Raw genomic sequence first — 21,607 nt, 5'->3', positions numbered from 1 at the left:
TGAGGGGACTGAGTATCACCGTGAACTCGACCGCACTGGAAACCGCAAAAAAGCGCATGCGCTTTTTGCTGATCCTATCTTTGGCAGCACTCCTGGCGATTGCTGGTCGGCTATTTTGGGTGCAAGGCATCAACGCTTCCACCGTCGCCGACGCCGCTCAGGCCGATCGTCAGCGCGAAGAAATCATCGCGCCGACTCGCGGTTCAATTGTCGATCGCAAGGGAACCTTGTTGTCGGTCAGCGTGGATCGATACGACCTGGTGATCGATCAGCGTGATCAACGAGATCAAATCCGCCGCGCCAAGCGTGATGGGACTAACGGCAGCGAGTTCATCGGCTGGGACCAGGCGATCCAGGAACTTGCGGAAATTCTTGAGCAGAACCCCGAAGACCTTGCCAAATCGGTTCAGCCGCAGGATGACGCCAAGCCCAAAGGCTACGTGGTTCTTGCCAAGGGAGTCACCCCAGAAGTCAAGAACGAAGTCATGGAAGTTGGCATCCCTCGTCTGACGCCATTACTGCGCAGCGAAAGGCAATATCCGCAAGGCGTCATTGCCGGACCGTTGCTTGGCTTTGTTCGCAATTCCGAAGACCAGACCACCGTGGTCGGCGCCGAAGGGCTCGAACTGAGCCAAGAGGAGCATCTGAAGGGAACCAACGGCAGCCGCAAGATCGAGGTGAGCGCCGACGGCGTGCGCATCCCGGTCACCGAAGTCGAAGAAACTCCCGCGGTCAATGGCCAGGACGTGATGCTCACCATCGATTCCGACGTGAACTATGTGGCCCAGCGTGAAGCCGAAAAGAAGCAGAAAGAATTCAACGCTGAATGGGTTTCGGTCGTCGTCGAAGAAGTGAAGACCGGCAAGATTCTTGCCATCGGCGACTCTGCCCAGCTGGATCCCAACGATCCGGGAGCCACCGACCCGGAATTCCGGCGTTCGGTGGCCATCACCCGTGCCTTTGAACCAGGCTCCACAGGCAAAGCCGCCATCTTCGCCGCGGCGATAGACCAAGGTGCGGTGACTGCGAAGACCGAAATGCGCGTCCCGAACAAAGTGACGGTCACCAGAGAGACGATCCACGACTCGTTGCCGCACGCCACCTATGACATGACCGTGGCCGGAATCTTCGCCCGATCCTACAACACCGGCACGGTGATGGTTGGCAATAAGCTCAGCAACAAGGAACGCTATGACTACATGCGCAAGTTTGGGCTGGGCAGCCCGATCTACCTTGGTCTGAATGGTGCCAGCGCCGGTCAGCTGGCAAAACCCGAGAATTGGGACCGACGCCAGCAGTACACCACCATGTTCGGCCAGGGCTATTCCCAGACGGTGCTGCACACGGCATCGATCTTCCAAGCCTTGGCCAACGGCGGCGAACTGATTGCTCCAAGCCTCATCGAGGGGTACAAGAACGAAGACGGCAGCATCACCAAACCTGAAACCCCGAAAACTACCCGAGTTGTGAAAAAGACGACATCTAAAGAGATGCTCAAACTCATGGAAGGTGTCGTGGAATCCGGCACCGGTACTAAAATGAAGATACCGGGCTACCGGGTAGGCGGAAAGACCGGTACCGGCCAGGCCGCCAGCGACAAAGGCTACGACGGATACAGCTATTCGTTTGCCGGCGTAGCACCACTGGATGACCCGCAATACGTTGTGGTGGCAACCATGTACCGTCCACAAGGCAGCTGGAAGAACTTTTCGGTCGCCGACACGTTCACCGAGGTGATGAGCCACGTGCTCAACACCTACAACGTGCCGCCAAGCTCCACTAAATCTGAGTCGTACGACGTCTTCGTTGGTAAGGAACAAAAGAAACCTTGGTAGTCCAGGAATCAGGCACGCCACGCGAGCTGGAACGTTATTTACGACCCCAATCGGTCAAGGGAATCAGCTTTGACCGGCTCTGCGTGACGGTTGCCGCAACTGCAAAGGACCGAGGTACCGGGCTTAATCCGCACATTACCGGTGTGAGCCTGAACCCGCAGATCGTTCAGCCGGGAGACGTGTTCCTAGCGATTTCGGGTGCCAAACGGCACGGAGCCGAATTCCTTGCGGCTGCGCTCGAACACGGTGCAGTTGCCCTGATCACCGATCCTGCCGGGCTGGAGTTCTTGCCAGCCGAACTGTCAATCCCGGTAGCAGTGGTGCCGAACGTCCGGCAGATAGCCGCCCAAGCCGCTAGCAGCGTCTACGGCACAGATACACGCTGCCCACAGCTGCTCGCGGTCACCGGCACCAATGGCAAAACCACGACAAGCTACATGATTCGCGCGATAACCGAGGCCCTGGGCAGGCACTCAGGCCTCGTGGGCACCATCGAAATGTCTGCTCGCGGCCAGATCATCCCCAGCGTGCTGACCACGCCCGAGGCCACCCAGCTGCATGGTGTCCTGGCGCGGATGCAGGAGCAAGAAGTCGCCACCGTGGCCATGGAAGTCTCCAGCCACTCACTGAGCTATGGCCGAGTGGACGGACTTCGATTTGCGGTCTCCGGATATACCAATCTCACCCAAGACCACTTAGACCTGCACGGTTCGATGGAGGAGTACTTCCAGACCAAGGCGAAGCTGTTTAACTCGCAGCATAGCGAACGCGCGGTGGTGATGGTAGACGATCCGTACGGCCAGCGCTTGGCGGAGCAGGCCCTGATCCCCACCGAATCGCTGAGCCTCGACGCTGCCAACGGGACCGCCGACTGGATAGTCACTGACCTTGCGCCTAGTGCGCTTGGACATAAATTCTCCATCGTGCACCGCGACGGGCGAACCCTGCATGCGCGTACCGGGCTGCCGGGCCTATTCAACGTCGCCAACGCGGCGCTGGCCACGCTCATGGTGCTTAGCAGCGGAGTTGACCTCGATACGCTGCAACAGGTGCTGGAGGAGTTCGAACCGTTGTCCGTGTCGGTTCCCGGACGCATGCAGGTGATCGGCGAAGCCCCGGTTGCCGTGGTGGACTTCGCGCACAATTCCGACGCACTGGCTAAGGCTCTGGACTCGGTACGCACCGGAGAGCAGGGCCGGCGGATCATCGTCTTTGGCGCCACCGGTGAACGCGACAAGACCAAGCGGCCGGACATGGGCGCGGTAGCCGCACGCCACGCCGATATCGTCATCGTCACCGACGACGACCCGCACGGCGAAGACCCCGCACCGATTCGCGAGCAAGTCGCATCCGGAGCGCGCGCTGTCATCGAAGGCGAACGCCGGCAGGTGCAGCTGTTCAACATCGCGCCACGCGCTAAAGCCGTAGAGTTCGCTGTGAGTTTGGCGGGGGTCCAAGATGCGATCCTCATCGCCGGTCGTGGACACGAAGTCAGCCAAGACGTAGCGGGAATTGACGTTGCCCTCGATGACCGCATCGAATTGGCCAACGCCCTAAAACTTCATGGATTTGTGACCATTTACTAGCTCACAGAAGTCCTCGACCACGGCCGCACAAGTGTAAAGTCCTAATTGCCATGATTGATTTGTCCTTCTCCGACCTGCTCGCGATCACCGGGGGTCGCGCGACAGCTTCTGTCGTCCCATCCACCGTCATCTCATCGGTCACCACCGATTCGCGTGACGTGCTTCCCGGAGCCCTCTTTGTCGCCAAGCCCGGTGAGTTCTCCGACGGGCACGCCTTCATCGACAAGGCTCTCGCCGGTGGTGCCGTGCTGGCCTTGGCCGAACGCATCACCTTAGATGACCGGCGGGTCGAGCACCCGGCAATCATCGTCGAAGACGCGGTCGAAGCCATGGGCCAGATTGCCGCGCACATCGTCAAATACCTGAAGACCCGGAACGATGCCGTGGTGATCGGGATTACCGGTTCGGCCGGAAAGACCACCACCAAAGACCTGCTGGCGACGATCTTGGACAAGGTCGCACCGACCGTTTCGCCGATCGGTTCCTACAACGGCGAAGTCGGCGTTCCGCTGACGGTGTTCACCGCCACCGAGGAAACCAAATATCTGGTAATCGAAATGGGCGCCACCGGCGTGGGACACCTGACCTACCTGACCGACATGGTTCGCCCGAAGCTTGGCGTAGTGCTCTGCGTCGGGACCGCGCATGCCGGTGAATTCGGCGGAGTCGAAAACATTGAAAAAGCCAAGGGCGAACTCGTCGAGGCCTTGGACGCCTCCGGGACCGCCTTGCTGAACTTCGAAGATGCCAGGGTAGCGCGCATGGCGGACCGCTCCGGGGGAGCGGTCCGGTACTTCGGCAGCATCCAAGGAAAGCCACAGAACGCCAGCGTTTGGGCCAGCGATGTTGTGGTTAATGCGCAAGGCCAGCCCGAGCTGACCCTCGAATTCGCCGACGGCTACAGCCAGCGGATCACCTCCGGCCTGCTGGGCCGCCACCACGTGAGCAACATTCTCGCCGCCGCGAGCGCAGCCTTTGAACTCGGGATCGCGTCAGCGCAGATCGCCGAGACCCTTGATGGGTTGGCCGCCGGCAGCCGCTGGCGGATGGAGCGCATCGAGCGGGCCGACGGCGTCACCATCATCAATGACGCCTACAACGCAAACCCGGAATCCATGCGCGCCGCGCTACGCACCTTGGCCGAGCTCGGCCTGCCCGATGAGCAGGGCCACGCCCGGCGCACTTGGGCGGTACTGGGCGAAATGCTTGAACTCGGCGACGACTCCCGGCATGAGCATGATGTGCTGGGACGGATCGCGGTACGCATGAACATCAAGAAATTGCTGGTCATCGGCTGGGGCGCGAAACTTGCCTATAATTCGGCGGTGCTTGAAGGCAGCTGGGGAGACGAAGCTTATTTTGTGGAAGATCTAGACGAAGCACGTACCTTGCTTCAAGAGCAGCTACTACCTGGAGATATTGTCCTGTTTAAATCCTCAAATGGGGCCGGTCTGCGGCACCTGGGCGATGACATCGCTGCACTTGTGAAAGAAGGCGAAGACGCGTGATCGCATTGATTCTAGGCGCAGGCATTGCCCTGGTGCTGACCATGGTGGCGATGCCGTTATACATTCGGCTGCTCACCAAAAAGCAGTACGGCCAGGTCGTGCGCGACGACGGCCCCAATTCGCACGCGGTGAAGTCCGGCACCCCCACCATGGGCGGGGTGGTCTTTGTGCTTGCGGTGTTCGTCGCCTACTTTGCCACGCACCTGATCCTCGGATTAATGGGACGCACCTCCTCGGGCATCACCGCTAGCGGTTTGCTGGTGCTGCTGCTCTTTGGCGGAATGGGCCTGGTCGGCTTCCTCGACGACTTCATCAAGATCGCCAAGAAGCGTTCCCTGGGCCTGCGTGCCTACCAGAAGATCGTCCTGCAGGCGATCGTGGGCATCAGCTTCGCCATCCTCGCCTTGCAGTTCCCCAACAGCCAGGGCCTGACCCCGGCGTCCACCGCGATCTCCTTCTTGCGCGACCTGAACATCGATCTGGCCTTTGCCGGACCAATGCTCGGCTTGATCCTGTTCGTGCTTTGGGCAAACTTCATCGTCACCGCCACCACCAACGGCGTGAACCTCACCGACGGCCTGGACGGCTTGGCGACCGGGGCCTCGATCATGGTGTTCAGCGCGTACACCTTGATCGGCATCTGGCAGCAGAACCAGGCCTGCGGCAACGCCAACGCCATGGAAGTCTGCTACACCGTGCGTGACCCGCAGGATCTGGCGCTGCTCGGCGCCACCATCTCCGGTGCGCTGATCGCATTCCTGTGGTGGAACGCCAAGCCGGCAAAGATTTTCATGGGTGATACCGGTTCCTTGGCCATCGGCGGCGCCGTGGCGGCCATGGCCATTCTTTCGCGCACGCAGCTGCTGCTGCTAGTTATCGCCGGGCTGTTCGTGATCATTACCCTGTCGGTAATCATCCAGGTGGGTTACTTCAAGCTTTCCGGCGGCAAGCGCGTGTTCAAGATGGCGCCCCTGCAGCATCACTTTGAGCTCTCCGGCTGGTCCGAAGAGAATGTTGTTATTCGATTCTGGATTCTGGCCGGACTGTTCGTGGCAGCCGGACTGGGTCTGTTCTACTCCGAATGGGTTGTCGCACTGTGAGTGAAAAACTGGCCGATCTGAGAAGCTGGGATGCTAATTGGAAGGGCCTGCGCGTTCTCGTTGCGGGTCTCGGGCTTTCCGGTTTCTCTGCCGCGGATACCCTGATCGAGCTGGGCGCGATCGTCAGCGTCATCGACGGCCGCGACGATAAGATCAACGCCCAGCGCGCCGAAACGCTCAAGCTGGTCGGAGCCCACGAGGTGCTGCTCGGCGAGCAGCACGTCGCTTCGCTGCCACAGGTCGATGGCGCTGCGCCAGACCTGGTGATCGTCTCGCCAGGCTGGAATCCGCGTCACCCGATCTTGCTTCAAGCCGCGGATGCCGGCATCGAAATCTGGGGCGACATCGAACTGGCCTGGCGGGTCCAGAACCGCGCCGGGCGTACCGCGCCGAAGTGGCTGGCGATCACCGGCACGAACGGCAAGACCACCACGGTAGGAATGACCGAGGCCATCTTGCAGGCCGCCGGCCTGCGGGCGATCGCCGTGGGCAACGTCGGCACCCCGATTCTCGATGCGGTGCGCGAACCGGTGGAATACGACGTGTTCGTCGTTGAGCTCTCCAGCTTCCAGCTGCACTACACCCACAGCATTTCGCCGCTCGCCTCGGTGGTGCTGAACATCGCGGAGGACCATGTCGATTGGCATGGTGGATTCGAAGGCTACAAGGCCGACAAGGCCAAGATCTACGAACGCACCGAAGTCGCCGCGATCTTCAACACTGCCGATGCGCCGACGCTCAAAATGGTCGAGAACGCGGATGTTGTCGAAGGCTGCAGGGCCATTGGCTTCTCCACCGACAGCCCAGCGGTTTCCACCGTAGGCATCGTCGAAGGACTGCTGGTGGACCGCGCATTCATCGAAGATCGCCGGACCAACGCGCTTGAACTGGTGGCGCTGAAAGATATCGGCGAGATCGTTCCACGGCATACCGCGGCCAACGCCGCGGCGGCGGCCACCTTGGCCCGCGCCTACGGGGTGGAAGCCGAAGCGATCGCCAAGGGGCTTAGCGGGTTTGATTCCGGAGCGCACCGCATCCAAGCGGTGGCGCGTCGCGATGAGATCTTGTGGATCAACGACTCCAAGGCAACTAACCCGCATGCGGCAAATGCTTCCCTTGCGGCGTTCAGCTCGGTGCTGTGGATCGCCGGCGGCCTGTCCAAGGGCGTGGACTACACCGAGCTGGTCAAGGAGCATGCCCAACGGCTACGAGCCGTGCTGCTGATCGGCACGGACAACGATTCGCTGCGTGCGGCGTTGGCCGAACAGGCACCGCAGGTACAGCTGATCGACATTACCGCTCAAGGGCTAGCCGCCGAGGGCGTTGCCCCTAGCGGGACTCAGGTGATGACCCAAGCGGTGCGCAAGGCGGCAGAACTAGCTCAAGCCGGCGACACCGTGCTGATGGCTCCGGCCGCGGCATCGATGGATCAATTCAGTTCCTACGCCCAGCGTGGCAACGCATTTATCAGCGCGGTCAGTGATCTGATGGATGCGGGCACCGAAGAAACCAAGTAAGCAGCGGACGGGACGGGAGGCAGATATGGCGTCACCACGTGGCAAAAAAGCCAAGAACGGAAAGCCTAAAATCTCCCCGATTTCTCGGCTCATCGGCAATATCGAATCCGGTAGTGCCCGGACCGCCTCCATTGACTACATGCTGGTGTTCGTCACCTCCATTGCCCTAGCCGTCTTCGGTGTGCTGATGGTCCAGTCCTCGGCATCGGTCGAGGCGATCGCGCGCGGAAACGATGGCTTTGAGGTGGCAATCTCCCAGGCGATGTTTGCCGCATTGGGGATCGCGTGCATGATCGTCATGCAATTTTTCAAACCAGAGTCCTTGAAGCGGCTCGCCTGGCCGGCGGCAATCATCGCGTTCGGGCTGCTCTTCCTGGTGGCCTTCACCACGTTGGGCCATGAGGTCTTGGGCAACCGAAACTGGATCCGCATCACCGCCACCGTGGGGCTGCAGCCCAGTGAATTCGCCAAGCTGGCGTTGGCGGTTTTTGCCGCGTTCATGCTGGAAAAGAAACAGGGCATGCTGCATGACTACAAGCACCTGTTCATTCCAGTAGTTGCTCCCGTCGGCGGCGCCATCCTCCTGCTGGTGCTGTGGGGCAAGGATGTGGGTACCGCGCTGATCCTCATCCTGATCATCGCCACCGCATTATTTCTCGGCGGGCTCAAGGTCAAGTGGCTGGCCCTGACCGGCGCCGCGGGTTTTATCGTGCTCTCGGTCTTGGTTTTTGCCTCTAGCAACCGCCGTGCCCGAGTGCTGGCGTGGCTGAACATCGACTGCGGACCCGACGACAGGATCTGCTACCAGTCGAGCATGGGACTTCATGCCTTTGCATCCGGCGGCTGGTTCGGTGTTGGCGCCGGGCAATCACGGTTGAAGTGGTCCTATGTTCCGGAAGCTCAAAACGACTTTATCTTCTCAATTCTTGGTGAAGAGTTCGGCTTTGTCGGAGTGCTCTTCGTGCTGTCCATGTTCGCGCTTTTGGCCTTGGCCATGTACCGCATTTCGATGCGCGCAAATGACCTGTACACGAAGGTCCTCATGGGGTGCATTTCTTCGTGGATCATTGGCCAGACGTTCATCAACCTCGGCACCGTGAGCGGACTGCTGCCGGTCATCGGCGTGCCTTTGCCGTTCATCTCTTCCGGTGGCTCGGCCATGCTGGCCGTAATGCTCGCCATGGGTTTTGTCCTGTGTTCGGCTCGCGCCCAAAAGGTCGCCGCATTGGCTACCCTTGTCGAGGATGCCAAGAAGCCTAAAAAGTAGTATTCGCCTACGTTATTGCCTAACAGCCGGTCTTGGACCCAAGGAGTAGAAAAAGCCATGAGTGATCCGATCCGTCTGGTCGTTGCCGGAGGCGGAACCGCCGGCCATATCTCGCCGATGCTGGCGATCGCCGATGCGGTCCGCAAACGGGAGCATCAAGCAGAAATCCTCGCGCTGGGATCCCCGGGCGGACTCGAAACGAAGCTGGTGCCGGAAGCTGGATATCGGCTGGAGCTGATTCCCAAGGCGCCGATGCCCCGCAGTATTTCGCTGGATCTGCTCAAGTTCCCATTTCGATTCCTCAAGGCGCTAAGCCAGGCGAAGCGGACCCTGCGCGTAAGCGGGGCCGAAGCACTGCTCGGCGTGGGCGGCTACGTATGCACACCAGCCTATTTAGCGGCAAAGCAGCTGGGGATACCGACCTTTGTCCATGAGGCGAATTCGGTTGCCGGCATGGCCAATAAGTTGGGTGCCAAACACGCCGTTGCGGTCGGAACCACCTTCGCCAATACGGGGTTACCCAAGGAACGCCAGGTGGGCATGCCGATGCGCTCGAATATTGCGCTGATGGACCGCAACGCGTTGCGCGAGGAAGCACGCGCGTATTTCGGACTCACCGATGAAGCTCCGGTACTCCTGGTCACCGGCGGTTCCTCCGGGGCGCAAAGCCTCAACACCACGACGGTCGCCGCGCTCGATGAGCTGACGGCCGCCGGAATTCACGTGGTGCATATTACCGGCCGCGATAAGCAGGCCACCGATGCCCAGGGAAATCTCTTGGCGCGGCAGGGCTATACGCAGCGCGAATATGTGGAACGCATGGACTACGCCTATGCGGCGGCCGATCTGATGATCTGCCGTTCGGGTGCCGGGACCGTTTGCGAGCTGGCCGTGGCGGGCACCCCCTCGGTATTGGTGCCCTTGCCCATCGGCAATGGCGAGCAGAAGCTCAATGCGCGTGCACTCGTCGCAGCAGGGGGCGCGGTGCTGGTCGCCGACGATGAGTTCACTCCCGAGTTTGTCACCGACACAGTCCTGAACTTGGTCACCGATCAGCATAAACTTGAACAGATGTCGCAGGCTGCCGCCGCCCTGGGGCAGCGAGACGCCGCCGAGCAGATGGCGGCCCTGATTATCGATGAAGTTTCATCCCGCCGTTCAGCGTCGGGTCAGAAAGGCTAAACATGGCACAGCAGCCAGGCGAACACATCGCCGAACTTGGCAAGGTACATCTGATGGGTGTTGGCGGTGTTGGCGTTTCTGCCGTTGCCCGACTGCTTTTGGACTACGGGGTATCGGTTTCCGGCTCCGACGCCAAGGACCTGCCGGTACTCGACGGCTTGCGCGGGCGCGGTGCGCGTATCCATGTCGGCTATGACCCACAGAACTTGGGCGACGCGGACACCGTGGTGATCTCCTCGATCATCAAGCCCGGGAACGCCGAGTACGATGAAGCACTACGCCGGGGACTGCGCATCATGCACCGCTCCGAGGGGCTCGAAGCGACCATGCGCGGCCATCAGCAAGTGGTGGCCATCGCCGGAACCCACGGCAAGACCACCACCACGTCGTTGACCGCCCATATGCTGAAGACCGCCGCGGCAGCCCCGTCTTTTGCCGTGGGCGCGAACATTCCGAGTCTGGGGACCAACGCAGAACTCGGCGCGGGAGCGATCTTCGTCGCCGAGGCGGATGAGTCCGATTCATCGTTCTTGAATTATCGGCCAAATGTCATCGTGGTCACCAACGTCGAAGCCGATCACCTCGACCATTACGGTACGGCGGAAGCCGTGCACCAGGCCTTTGTAGATTTCGCTCGGCTGCTGCCCGCGGATGGCCTGCTCATTTGCTGTGCAGATGATGAAGGCGCCAATGATCTGGCTCGCAAGATGCGCCACGAACGTCCCGAACTGCGGATCCAGACCTACGGTTTCGCCGATCACGCTGACCGTCGGCTCAGCGATGCGCGCGCGCTGGACGACGGGCGTTTTGCATGCACCATCGAATGGGGGAGCGGCGAGAGCCATACGCTGAACCTTGCGGTGCCCGGCCAGCACAACCTGCTCAACGCTGCCGCAGCCCTGGCGGTAGGCATGGATGCCGGGCTCGAAATCGACGATGCGCTTGAGGCATTGGCGAGTTTTGCAGGTGCAGCGCGCCGTTTTGAGTTCAAAGGCGAAGCCGAAGGCGTGCGTGTCTATGATGATTACGCCCACCATCCCACCGAAGTAAACGCCGCCTTGAAGGCAGGACGTGCAGTGGTGGGAGACGGAAAGCTGCATGTGGTGTTCCAACCGCATCTTTTCAGCCGAACCCAAGAGTTCTACCGCCAGTTCGCCCAAGCCTTGTCGCTGGCCGACAGCGTGCGCGTTCTGGAGATCTACCCGGCACGTGAAGAGCCGATCCCCGGAGTCACCAGCGCGCTGATCGCCGAGCGGATCGAAGTGCCAAGCGAAGTGCTCAGCCCGGCGGCGGCGGTGGCCCACGTGGTCGAGTATGCCGAACCCGGAGATGTTGTGATGACCATTGGTGCCGGCGACGTGACCGAACTTGGTTCGCAAATCGTTGCAGCACTGTCCTGCGAATAAAGCTGGGAGCCACCATGGGAGAAAACACCAAGGTTGTCGAGCTGCCAGCCAGCCCGGAGAAGAAACGACGCAAGCTGCTCATTGTCATCGCCGCAAGCATTGTGGCGCTGAGCATCGCGGCGGTATTGATTCTCAGCTTTTCGCCGCTGCTTGCCGCCAAGAAGATTGAGGTGGCCGGAAGCAAGCTGGTCAGCGAGAAGAAGCTGCTCGAAGCGCTGGCGCCGCTGGAAGGAGTGCCGCTGCCGCGGATCTCCGAATCGCGTGTCGCAGAGCTTATCGGCGATCAGCCAGCCGTGGACGAGATTGTGGTGCGTGCGAAAATGCCCGACACGCTAGTCGTCGAAGTGGTGGAGGCCGAGCCTGTGGCGATCCTAGTGGAGGGGAAAAATTCCTATATCGTCTCCTCTACCGGAGAGAAGCTGAAAAAAGTCGGAGAGAAGGACAAGACCAAACTTCCTCGGGTGAAGGCCTCGGATCAAACCAAAGACCCGGAACAGTTTCAGCTGTTGACCGGGATCCTGAGCACGGTGGAGCCCAACGTGCTCAAGCAGGTCTCCACCGCTACGCTGACCCAGGCCGGTTTCATGGAACTCGCCTTGCCGAAGAAGCGAACTCTGATCTGGGGAGACGGGGCGAAAGCCGCACTTAAAAATGAAGTTGCGAAGATTTTCCTCGATGAACTAAAAGAAAATCCGAAGATGGCCAAGGTCATCGACGTGACCAATCCAGAAAACCCGGTGACGTATTAAGTCGTTCGCCACGGGCGAGGGATGAACATTCTCAAGGTAAATTCTGGAAAGATAGGTTTCAATAGGCGACACGCCACGGCGGTCGTTGCAGAAAGCCAGCATGGCTCATAGCGTTCTTAATAGCGATAGCTTGACAGAAACTTAACCTTAAGGCAAAAGGTCAAGGTTTCGCGCATGAATCGTGAAATATGTAGCACATCTAACAAGGGAAGCGGGACGTGGCAGCTCCACAGAATTACCTCGCGGTCATTAAAGTCGTCGGAATCGGCGGTGGCGGTGTAAACGCAGTCAATCGAATGATCGAAGTCGGTCTCAAGGGCGTTGAATTCATCGCCATCAATACCGATGCGCAGGCTCTACTCATGAGTGATGCCGACGTTAAGCTCGACGTAGGACGCGAACTTACTCGCGGTCTCGGCGCTGGCGCGAACCCTGATGTGGGACGCCAGGCAGCCGAAGACCACGTAGAAGAGATCGAAGACGTCCTCCGCGGCGCCGACATGGTCTTCGTGACCGCCGGCGAAGGCGGTGGCACCGGTACCGGTGGCGCGCCCGTCGTGGCACGAATCGCCCGCGGATTGGGCGCACTGACCATCGGCGTCGTTACCCGCCCATTCACCTTCGAAGGTCGCCGCCGCGCAAACTCGGCCGAAAATGGCATCGAGGCACTACGCGACGAAGTCGATACTCTGATCGTCATCCCGAACGACCGACTGCTGTCCATCTCGGACCGCAACGTTTCCGTTCTGGACGCATTCCGCCAAGCAGACCAGGTTCTGCTTTCCGGTGTTCAGGGCATCACCGACTTGATCACTACCTCGGGTCTGATCAACCTCGACTTCGCCGACGTGAAGTCCGTTATGCAGGGTGCCGGCTCGGCACTTATGGGAATCGGCTCGGCACGTGGCGAGGATCGTGCGGTCAAGGCCGCGGAACTAGCAATCGCTTCGCCGTTGCTGGAAGCATCCATTGACGGTGCGCACGGCGTCCTGCTCTCCATTCAGGGTGGCTCGGATCTCGGTTTGTTTGAGATCAACGAGGCAGCTCGTCTGGTTCAGGAAGTCGCGCACCCAGAAGCCAATATCATCTTCGGTGCCGTCATCGACGACGCCTTGGGTGACGAAGCTCGAGTCACGGTAATTGCTGCCGGCTTTGACGAGCCGGACGTAACCAGCAAGCCGATGGCTCCGCTGGTTTCAAAGCCAGCGGCCAGCCGTCAGGCACAGGAGCAGCAGCCTGTTCCAGCTGCGGTGGCCCCTGAAGCAACACCAGCTCCGGCGGCTGCTGCTCCAGAAGCAAAGCCAGCGGCAGCGGAGCAGAACAACTCCTTCCAGGATCTTCCAGACGTTGTCGACTCGGACCTTAACGGTTCGAACGATGACCTGGACGTTCCGGACTTCCTAAAGTAAAAACAGCGACAAGCTGAGCAGTGCTACATTTCGCGTCGAACCTCGATTCGAGTATCCAACTGGCATTTACCACGCAAGCCGAGGGAAACCTGGCCTTGCATGTAAACGATGACCCCCACTTAGTAGGGGAGCATCGGGCCAAGCTGGAAGACTCGATCGGGGTTCGCCGTTTTTCATTGCACTTCATGAACCAAATCCATTCCACCGTGGCGGTGCACATTGCCCCAGGCCTGCGAACCTCATGGAATGAACCCGAGGCGCCGACCTGCGATGCGCTCATTGACCCTACCGGTCGCGAGGCCCTGGCCGTCATGGTCGCCGATTGCCTGCCCGTCCTTTTTGTTGCACGAGACAAGCGCAATGATCGGACTTTCACCGCCGCGGCCCATGCCGGGCGTCGAGGGCTTCTGGGTGGGATTCTGACGCGTACCGTCGACGAACTGCGGCAATTGGGTGCAGATGCGGTCGAGGCCGTCATCGGTCCGGCCATTTGCGGGCGCTGCTATGAAGTCCCTGAAGCGATGGCGGCCGAATCCGAGCTTGCGCGACCGGGGATACGATCCAGCACTAGCTGGGGAACTCCCGCTCTCGATCTGCCAGTTTCGGCCGAGCAGGAACTCTCAGCCCTTGGTGTTACGGTACAGCAAAGCGGAATTTGCACCTTAGAGGATGAGAGATTCTTCTCCTACCGAAGAACTCCGCAAGCGGGTCGATTGGCTGGCCTGATATGGCCGAAAGCCTAGGCTTGCGCGACACACCGCGCAAAAAAATTCGAATGAGCGATGCCTGTCGATTGCCGTGCGGTAGCGTCAGAGTAGCGGATTCATGCACCTGCGGGTGCATGCACGGGACAACTGAGGAGAAATATCGTGGCTGACGGACTACGTAAGGCAATGGTCTATCTCGGCTTGGCGGATGCTGTTGAGCAGAGCGAGGCCGAAATGGACAACTCAGAACCTAGGACCCAGGTGCGGGCCGTAGAAGATGCTGCCCCGCAGCGTCCTTCCGAAGCTCCGCGCCCGCAGCCGGTAGTCAAGTCGGTTGCCCCGCATTCCGTAGCCAAAGAACCAGAGAACGAATACCGTGCTCCGGTCACACCGATAAAGCGTGCCCCTTCAGTACGGGATGAGGATTCCGAATTGCGTCAAATTACTACCGTTCACCCGCGTTCTTACAACGATGCCAAGATCATCGGTGAGAACTTCCGTGACGGAATCCCGGTGATTATGAATGTCACCGATATGGGAGAAACCGATGCTAAGCGCCTGGTCGACTTCTCGGCTGGCCTAGTCTTCGCACTCCACGGCTCCATCGAGCGAGTCACGAATAAAGTATTCCTGCTCTCCCCGGCCACTGTGGAAGTACTGGGTGAAGACCGTAAACAGTCCGAAGCTCAGGCGACCTTCTTCAATCAGAGCTAAGCTGCAGGAGCGAGCGCGTAAACATGGTGTTCGGGATTATTTATTTCCTGCTAGCTGTCTTGCAGATTCTGCTAATAATGCGAATTGTGTTGGACATAACTGAAAGTTTTGCACGGCATTGGCGCCCGAAAGGGATCGCGCTAGTGGCCGCAACAGCAATCGTCACTATTACCGACCCGCCGTTGCGTTGGTTGAGACGCAGGATTAAGCCATTGGATATCGGTGGAATCCGGCTTGACTTGTCATTTTTGATCCTGTTTATCGTCGTAATGATTGTCAAATCGATCATTAGTGGCGTAGGTTACAGTACAGGGATCTGAGCAGGTATTTCGTAGAAGAATACGAGGATCTGGCTGGATCCTAAACTGTAAAATTCAATAGAAAAAGAGCTGTCCCGGCAGTTCGGTTTCGTAATTAGTGTCCGAATCGTTATATCCTTTAGGAAATAGTGCTCCGACTTCACCGGTCGCGACACTGAATGAACGGTAAGTGTTTCGCTAGACATCAACGGTCGAGCGGAAATGATCCCAGTATTGAGGTGACCCAATGGCTTTGACGCCAGAAGACGTAGTCAATAAGCGGTTTCAGCCGACCAAGTTCCGTGAAGGCTACGACCAAGACGAGGTAGATGACTTCCTCGACGAGATCGTTGTGGAGCTGCGTCGCCTGACCGGTGAGAACGAAGAGCTGCGCCGCCGCTTGGCAGCGCAAGGCGGGGACACCAGCGTCTCGGCCAAGGAACAGTCCGTTCCAGCTCCCGTGGCCGCCGCTCCAGCTGCGAAACCAGCTGAAGAAAAGAAGGCTGAAACCAAGCCGGAAGAGCCAAAGAAGGTCGAGACCCCAGCAGCTGCACCAGCAGCCGAGGCCAAGAAGGCCGAAGCTCCGGTTGCTGCAGCCAAGGTCGAGGACAAGAAGGACGCGGCTCCTGGAGCCAACGCCGTTCCTGCTGCCGCTCCTCGCACCGAGTCCGCAGAATCTGCAGCCAACGTGCTTTCGATGGCACAGCGACTGCACGATGAATACGTTGCCTCCGGTGTTGAGCAGCGTGACAAGATCATCTCGGAAGCTAAGACCGAAGCGAACTCGCTGGTTACCTCTGCAGAAGAGAAGAGCCGCAAGACTCTCTCCGCACTGGAACAGCAGAAGTCAGTACTTGAGCGCAAGCTTGAGCAGCTGCGTGGCTTCGAGCGTGACTACCGTGCACGTCTGAAGACTTACATCGAAGGACAGCTCCGCGACCTTGAGTCGCAGGGATCCATCGATAACGCAACCAAGTCCAACTAGTCCCTTACGGGTTTGATGGCTTGAACTAAATATCAGTACAGTTGACGGTGGTGCTCGGGATTGTCCGGCGCCACCGTTGATGTTTAAAGGGAATTAATGGGTAATAGTTTGAGTGCTTCACAACCGAGAAGTGCTGCTGCGGCCAAGCGCTTCACCGGCATCGGGCTGGTCATCGCCTTGATCGCGCTGGTCTTGGACCAGGCGGTCAAGATTCTCGTGGAGAGGAATATGGAACTCGGCGAATCCTTCGTGGTCATCCCGAATTTCTTGGATATCCATTACATTCTCAACCCCGGGGCCGCCTTCTCCATGGGCGAAGACTTCACGATCATCTTTGCCATCTTGCAAGCGGCGGTCGTGGTCTACGTGATCTACCTGCTCTTGCGCAAGGTCGCGGTACGCTCCTGGGCGATCACCCTGGGATGTCTGCTCGGTGGGGTCGCGGGAAACCTGACCGACCGAATCTTCCGCGAGCCGGCCTTTGGCTTCGGGCATGTAGTTGACATGTTCTCTGTCCAAAACTTTGCCATCTTCAACGTCGCCGACTCGTTCATCGTCTGCTCGATGATCGTGGTTGCGCTGATGCTGATCCGCGGGAGAAATTTGGATGGCACCATCGGCGATGCGCCAACTAAGAAAATGAACGACGGGGACGACGAAAGCACGGAGCCCACAGCATGAGCGGTACCGACACCACCGAGATCCACGAACTACTCGTCGCCCCTGAAGACGCAGGGCAACGCCTGGACGTCCACATCTCCAAGGCCCTGGAAATCCCGCGCACCCTGGCCAAGTCCCTGTGCAAAGATTCGATGGTTGAAGTCAACGGACGGATTGTCACCAAGCCGCTTAAGCTCCAAGTGGGGGACAAGCTGCACGTGACCATCCCACCCCAGGCCGATCCATTAGAAATTAGAGTAATAGCCGTGGAAGATCTGAAGATTATTGCCGACGAAGATGACTATGTGGTCATCGACAAGCCGGTAGGCGTCGCGGCGCATCCCTCGCCCGGTTGGGTCGGCCCGACAGTTGTCGGCGCGCTGATGGCCGAGGGATATAACATCTCAACCTCCGGCGCGTCAGAACGCCAGGGCATCGTGCATCGGCTCGACGTCGGCACCAGTGGCCTGATGGTGGTGGCCAAGTCCGAACGCGCCTACACCGCGCTCAAGCGCGCCTTCAAGGAACGTACTCCGAAAAAGGTCTACCACGCGGTGGTCCAGGGACTGCCGGATCCCCTAGAAGGAACCATCGACGCGCCCATCGGCCGCCACCCGGGACACGACTGGAAATTTGCGGTACTCGAAGGCGGACGTGATTCGGTGACCCATTACGAAATGCTTGAGGCCTTTGGGCGGGCAAGCTTGGTCGAAGTGCAATTGGAAACCGGCCGAACCCACCAGATCCGTGTGCACTTCTCAGCCTTCGGCCACCCCTGCGTCGGCGACCAAACTTATGGCGCGGACCCGAAGTTCAGCGCCGCCCTGGGACTGACCCGCCAATGGCTACATGCCAAGCGTCTGGGATTCAACCATCCTGTCACCGATCAATGGGTCGAGTACGAAAGCGAATATCCGCACGACCTGTCGGGTGCATTGGAGCTACTGCGCGAGGGAACTTACTAGATCCCACGCTACTTGCTATGAGAGCTCCCACAGCGGGTGGGGCAGTGGACGAAATTCGTTGCGTGAATCGCTAGACTGGTTCAGTGAGCGCGACACGTGACGGATTTGTCCATCTGCATACCCATACCGAATACTCCATGCTGGACGGAGCAGCCCGGCTAGGCGAGCTATTCGAAGAAGCCAACCGGCAAGGCATGGAAGCCATGGCCATCACCGACCATGGATACCTCTTTGGCGCCTTTGATTTCTGGAAACGGGCGACCGACGCCGGCGTCAAGCCAATTATCGGCGTAGAAGCCTATGTCACCCCGGGCACCGCCCGTGATGACAAGACCCGTGTGAAATGGCGTACCGACGAATCGCAAAAAGGCGACGACGTTTCCGGCGGTGGCCTGTACAACCACATGACCTTGCTGTCCTATAACAACAAGGGCATGGACAACCTGTTCAAGGGTTCCTCCAGAGCCTCATTGGACTCGGTGTTCGGCAAGTACCCGCGCTGGGACCGCGAACTGCTCAACGAGCATTCCGAGGGCCTGATCGCGACCACCGGTTGCCCCTCCGGGGAGGTGCAGACCAAGCTTCGCCTCGGGCAATACGACGCGGCCAAGGCTGCCGCGGCGGAGCTCCAGGACCTGTTCGGCAAGGAAAACTACTACTGCGAGATCATGGACCACGGTCTGGAGATTGAACGCAGGATCACCAAGGACCTGTTGCGCCTGGCCCGCGAGCTGAGCATCCCCTTGGTGGCGACCAACGACCTGCACTACACCCATGAAGCTGATTCGAAAGCGCACGAGGCGCTGCTTGCCATCAACTCGGGTTCCACGCTCGATGAACCGACCTATGACCAGGGTGGCAGCCGCTTCGCATTCTCCGGTTCCGGTTACTACCTCAAGAGCGCGCGCGAAATGCGCGAGCTGTTCAAGGAACATCCAGAAGCCTGCGACAACACCCTTGAAATCGCAGATCGCGTTGATCTCACCTTTGACACCAACGCGAACTACATGCCGAAGTTCCCTTGTCCTCCGGGAGAAGATGAGACCAGCTGGCTGATCAAGGAAGTCGACAAGGGGATGCACTACAGGTATCCCAATGGCGTTCCGGACGCTTCGCGCCGGCAGGCGGACTATGAGCTGGACGTCATCATCAAGATGGGCTTTCCTGGCTACTTCCTCGTCGTGGCGGACTTCATCAACTGGTCCAAGGACAACGGCATCCGTGTCGGTCCGGGCCGTGGCTCCGGTGCCGGTTCCATGGTTGCCTATGCCATGCGTATTACCGACCTCGACCCGCTGGTGCACGGGCTGATCTTCGAGCGCTTCTTGAACCCGGAACGTGTGTCCATGCCCGACTTCGACGTCGACTTCGATGATCGCCGCCGCGCGGAGGTCATCAAGTACGTGACCGAAAAGTACGGCGACGAACGTGTCTCCATGATCGTGACCTATGGTTCGATCAAGACCAAACAAGCGCTGAAGGACTCCTCACGCGTGCTTGGCTACCCATTTAGCATGGGTGAAACCTTGACCAAGGCATTGCCTCCGGCGGTGATGGCCAAGGACATTCCGCTCAACGACATTGAGAATCCGGATTCGAAGCGCTATTCCGAAGCCGGGGACTTCCGCAACCTGGTGGCGAATGACCCGGAAGCCGCGCGTGTCTTCGAGACCGCGAAGGGCCTGGAAGGGCTGAAGCGCCAGTGGGGTGTACACGCCGCCGGCGTCATTATGAGCTCGGATCCGATTATTGACGTGATCCCGATTATGCGCCGTTTTCAGGATGGCCAAGTCATCACCCAGTTCGACTACCCGACCTGCGAAGGTTTGGGGCTGATCAAGATGGACTTCCTGGGGTTGCGCAACCTCACCATCATTTCCGACGCGCTGGAGAACATTCAGTACAACACCGGGAACGAGATCAACCTCGAGGTGTTGACCTTGGAAGATCCCGCGGCCTACCAGCTGCTTGCCCGCGGTGATACCCTCGGCGTGTTCCAGCTCGACGGTGGCCCGATGCGTTCACTGCTGAAAATGATGCGTCCGGATAACTTCGAAGACATTTCGGCAGTCATCGCCCTGTACCGTCCGGGTCCAATGGGCGCGAACTCGCACACCAATTATGCATTGCGTAAAACCGGGTTGCAGGACGTTACTCCGATCCACCCGGAACTCGAAGAACCGCTTGCGGATATTCTCGGCGGGACCTACGGCCTGATCGTGTATCAGGAGCAGGTTATGGCGATCGCGCAGAAACTGGCCGGCTACTCGCTGGGCCAGGCAGATATTCTGCGCCGCGCCATGGGCAAGAAGAAGAAGTCCGAACTGGATAAGCAGTTCGCCGGCTTTAAAAAGGGCATGAACGACAGCGGGTATTCCGACGCCGCAGTGAAAACCCTGTGGGACATTCTGCTGCCCTTCTCCGACTATGCCTTTAATAAGGCCCACTCGGCAGCCTACGGTGTGGTCTCCTACTGGACCGCCTACCTCAAGGCTCACTACCCGGCCGAATACATGGCCGCCTTGCTCACCAGCGTCGGCGACGACAAGGATAAGCTCGCGCTGTACCTGAACGAATGCCGCCACATCGGTATCACCGTGCTGCCGCCTGATGTCAACGAATCGGCCTTGAACTTTACCCCTGTGGGCAAGGACATCCGCTTCGGCATGGGCGCCATCCGAAACGTCGGCGCCAACGCCGTGGCTGGCATGGTCGAAGCGCGCACCGAAAAGGGAGCCTACCGGGACTTCAGCGACTTCCTGAGCAAGGTTCCGGCGGTGGTATGCAACAAGCGCACCATCGAATCCTTGATCAAGGCCGGTGCTTTCGACTCGATGGAGCACCCGCGCCGTGCGCTGGTGGCTATCCACGAAGAAGCAGTGGACTCGGTCATCCAGCTCAAGCGCAATGAGGCCGCGAACCAGTTTGACCTGTTCAGCGCGCTGGATACCTCCGATGTTTCGGACGCGATGACGGTGGCCGTCCCCGACCTCCCCGACTGGGAGAAGAAGGAAAAGCTCGCTTACGAACGGGATATGCTCGGCCTTTACGTCTCGGACCACCCTTTGCAGGGACTGGGCTCTGCCCTGGACCAGTACGCGGATATGCCGGTCACCAGCGTGCTTTCGGATGAAGGGCCCTCCGATGGGCACGTCATTTCGATTGCAGGCATGATCAGCGGGCTGCAGCGGCGCATTGCCAAGAAATCCGGCAATCCCTACGCGCGGTGTGAGATCGAAGACCTCTCGGGCTCCATGGAAGTCATGTTCTTCGGGCAGGCCTATCAGCCGATCGCCGAGATCCTGGCCGATGACCTGATCGTGGTCATCAAGGGCCGCGTGCAGCGCCGCGATGATGGTTCGATTACGCTCAACGCCCAAGAAATGATGATTCCGGAACTCTCCGATGCCTCTGGCACCGGACCGGTGGTCATCGGGATTCCGACGCATAAGGCCACCGAATCGCTGATCCAAAAGCTCGGTGACGTGCTGCGTACCCACAATGGCAATACCGAGGTACGGGTGAAACTCACCGGCAGCCGGGGAACCTCATTGATGCGGCTAGGGATGAACTTCAGGGTCAATCCGAACCCCGCATTGTTCGGAGACCTCAAGGTACTGCTGGGCCCTGCCTGTTTGGACGTGTAGCAACTTCCAGAGGCGTATGACCGGGTTGGGTAACCAAAGGAAAGCTAACCCGGTCACAGGCGTTAAACTAG

General features: G+C 59.3%; 17 protein-coding genes. All 17 read left to right on the top strand.

What is annotated here, in order from left to right:
• Positions 1-20 precede the first annotated feature (20 nt).
• Positions 21-1,835 (top strand): peptidoglycan D,D-transpeptidase FtsI family protein, encoded by a 1,815-nt coding sequence (locus ACT3UQ_RS10225; RefSeq protein WP_258133470.1) that lies wholly within the window; start codon positions 21-23, stop codon positions 1,833-1,835.
• On the top strand, positions 1,829-3,421 hold the full coding sequence (locus tag ACT3UQ_RS10220) for a UDP-N-acetylmuramoyl-L-alanyl-D-glutamate--2,6-diaminopimelate ligase (protein ID WP_105649569.1): 1,593 nt from the start codon (positions 1,829-1,831) through the stop codon (positions 3,419-3,421). Before ACT3UQ_RS10225 ends, ACT3UQ_RS10220 begins: the two co-directional genes overlap by 7 nt.
• A gap of 50 nt (positions 3,422-3,471) precedes the next feature.
• A complete protein-coding gene (locus ACT3UQ_RS10215; RefSeq protein ID WP_105552435.1) occupies positions 3,472-4,929 on the top strand; it encodes a UDP-N-acetylmuramoyl-tripeptide--D-alanyl-D-alanine ligase in 1,458 nt (485 codons plus the stop codon).
• Entirely contained in the window at positions 4,926-6,029 is a 1,104-nt protein-coding gene (gene mraY / locus ACT3UQ_RS10210; protein WP_105552434.1) for a phospho-N-acetylmuramoyl-pentapeptide-transferase, read from the top strand. The genes ACT3UQ_RS10215 and mraY overlap by 4 nt, the downstream gene beginning before the upstream one ends.
• Entirely contained in the window at positions 6,011-7,546 is a 1,536-nt protein-coding gene (murD, locus tag ACT3UQ_RS10205) for a UDP-N-acetylmuramoyl-L-alanine--D-glutamate ligase (protein WP_105552433.1), read from the top strand. Before mraY ends, murD begins: the two co-directional genes overlap by 19 nt.
• Before the next feature lie 25 nt (positions 7,547-7,571).
• Positions 7,572-8,813 (top strand): FtsW/RodA/SpoVE family cell cycle protein, encoded by a 1,242-nt coding sequence (locus tag ACT3UQ_RS10200; protein WP_444637068.1) that lies wholly within the window; start codon positions 7,572-7,574, stop codon positions 8,811-8,813.
• 57 nt (positions 8,814-8,870) lie between these two features.
• On the top strand, positions 8,871-9,995 hold the full coding sequence (gene murG / locus ACT3UQ_RS10195) for an undecaprenyldiphospho-muramoylpentapeptide beta-N-acetylglucosaminyltransferase (protein WP_105552431.1): 1,125 nt from the start codon (positions 8,871-8,873) through the stop codon (positions 9,993-9,995).
• A 2-nt stretch (positions 9,996-9,997) separates the two neighbouring features.
• Entirely contained in the window at positions 9,998-11,401 is a 1,404-nt protein-coding gene (gene murC, locus ACT3UQ_RS10190) for a UDP-N-acetylmuramate--L-alanine ligase (RefSeq protein ID WP_105552430.1), read from the top strand.
• 14 nt (positions 11,402-11,415) lie between these two features.
• Positions 11,416-12,150, top strand: a complete 735-nt coding sequence (locus ACT3UQ_RS10185; RefSeq protein WP_105552429.1) for a cell division protein FtsQ/DivIB — start codon at positions 11,416-11,418, stop codon at positions 12,148-12,150.
• A gap of 218 nt (positions 12,151-12,368) precedes the next feature.
• Complete coding sequence (gene ftsZ / locus ACT3UQ_RS10180) at positions 12,369-13,559, top strand: cell division protein FtsZ (protein ID WP_105552428.1); 1,191 nt, start codon at positions 12,369-12,371, stop codon at positions 13,557-13,559.
• A gap of 20 nt (positions 13,560-13,579) precedes the next feature.
• Entirely contained in the window at positions 13,580-14,302 is a 723-nt protein-coding gene (locus tag ACT3UQ_RS10175; RefSeq protein WP_105552427.1) for a polyphenol oxidase family protein, read from the top strand.
• A 126-nt stretch (positions 14,303-14,428) separates the two neighbouring features.
• On the top strand, positions 14,429-14,980 hold the full coding sequence (locus ACT3UQ_RS10170) for a cell division protein SepF (RefSeq protein ID WP_105552426.1): 552 nt from the start codon (positions 14,429-14,431) through the stop codon (positions 14,978-14,980).
• Positions 14,981-15,003: 23 nt separating this feature from the next.
• On the top strand, positions 15,004-15,300 hold the full coding sequence (locus ACT3UQ_RS10165; protein WP_096286481.1) for a YggT family protein: 297 nt from the start codon (positions 15,004-15,006) through the stop codon (positions 15,298-15,300).
• A 226-nt stretch (positions 15,301-15,526) separates the two neighbouring features.
• Positions 15,527-16,264 carry a DivIVA domain-containing protein gene (locus tag ACT3UQ_RS10160; protein WP_105552425.1) on the top strand — a complete coding sequence of 246 codons (738 nt, stop codon included), beginning with the start codon at positions 15,527-15,529 and terminating at the stop codon, positions 16,262-16,264.
• Between the two features lie 108 nt (positions 16,265-16,372).
• Entirely contained in the window at positions 16,373-16,945 is a 573-nt protein-coding gene (gene lspA, locus ACT3UQ_RS10155; RefSeq protein ID WP_258133469.1) for a signal peptidase II, read from the top strand.
• Complete coding sequence (locus ACT3UQ_RS10150) at positions 16,942-17,889, top strand: RluA family pseudouridine synthase (RefSeq protein WP_105552423.1); 948 nt, start codon at positions 16,942-16,944, stop codon at positions 17,887-17,889. Before lspA ends, ACT3UQ_RS10150 begins: the two co-directional genes overlap by 4 nt.
• Positions 17,890-17,972: 83 nt before the next feature.
• Entirely contained in the window at positions 17,973-21,536 is a 3,564-nt protein-coding gene (dnaE, locus tag ACT3UQ_RS10145) for a DNA polymerase III subunit alpha (protein ID WP_105552422.1), read from the top strand.
• Positions 21,537-21,607: the final 71 nt, after the last annotated feature.

It is taken from the genome of Glutamicibacter sp. AOP12-B1-11, from assembly GCF_052379245.1.
Classification (GTDB): domain Bacteria; phylum Actinomycetota; class Actinomycetes; order Actinomycetales; family Micrococcaceae; genus Glutamicibacter.
This window is presented reverse-complemented; position numbering and strand designations above follow the sequence as displayed.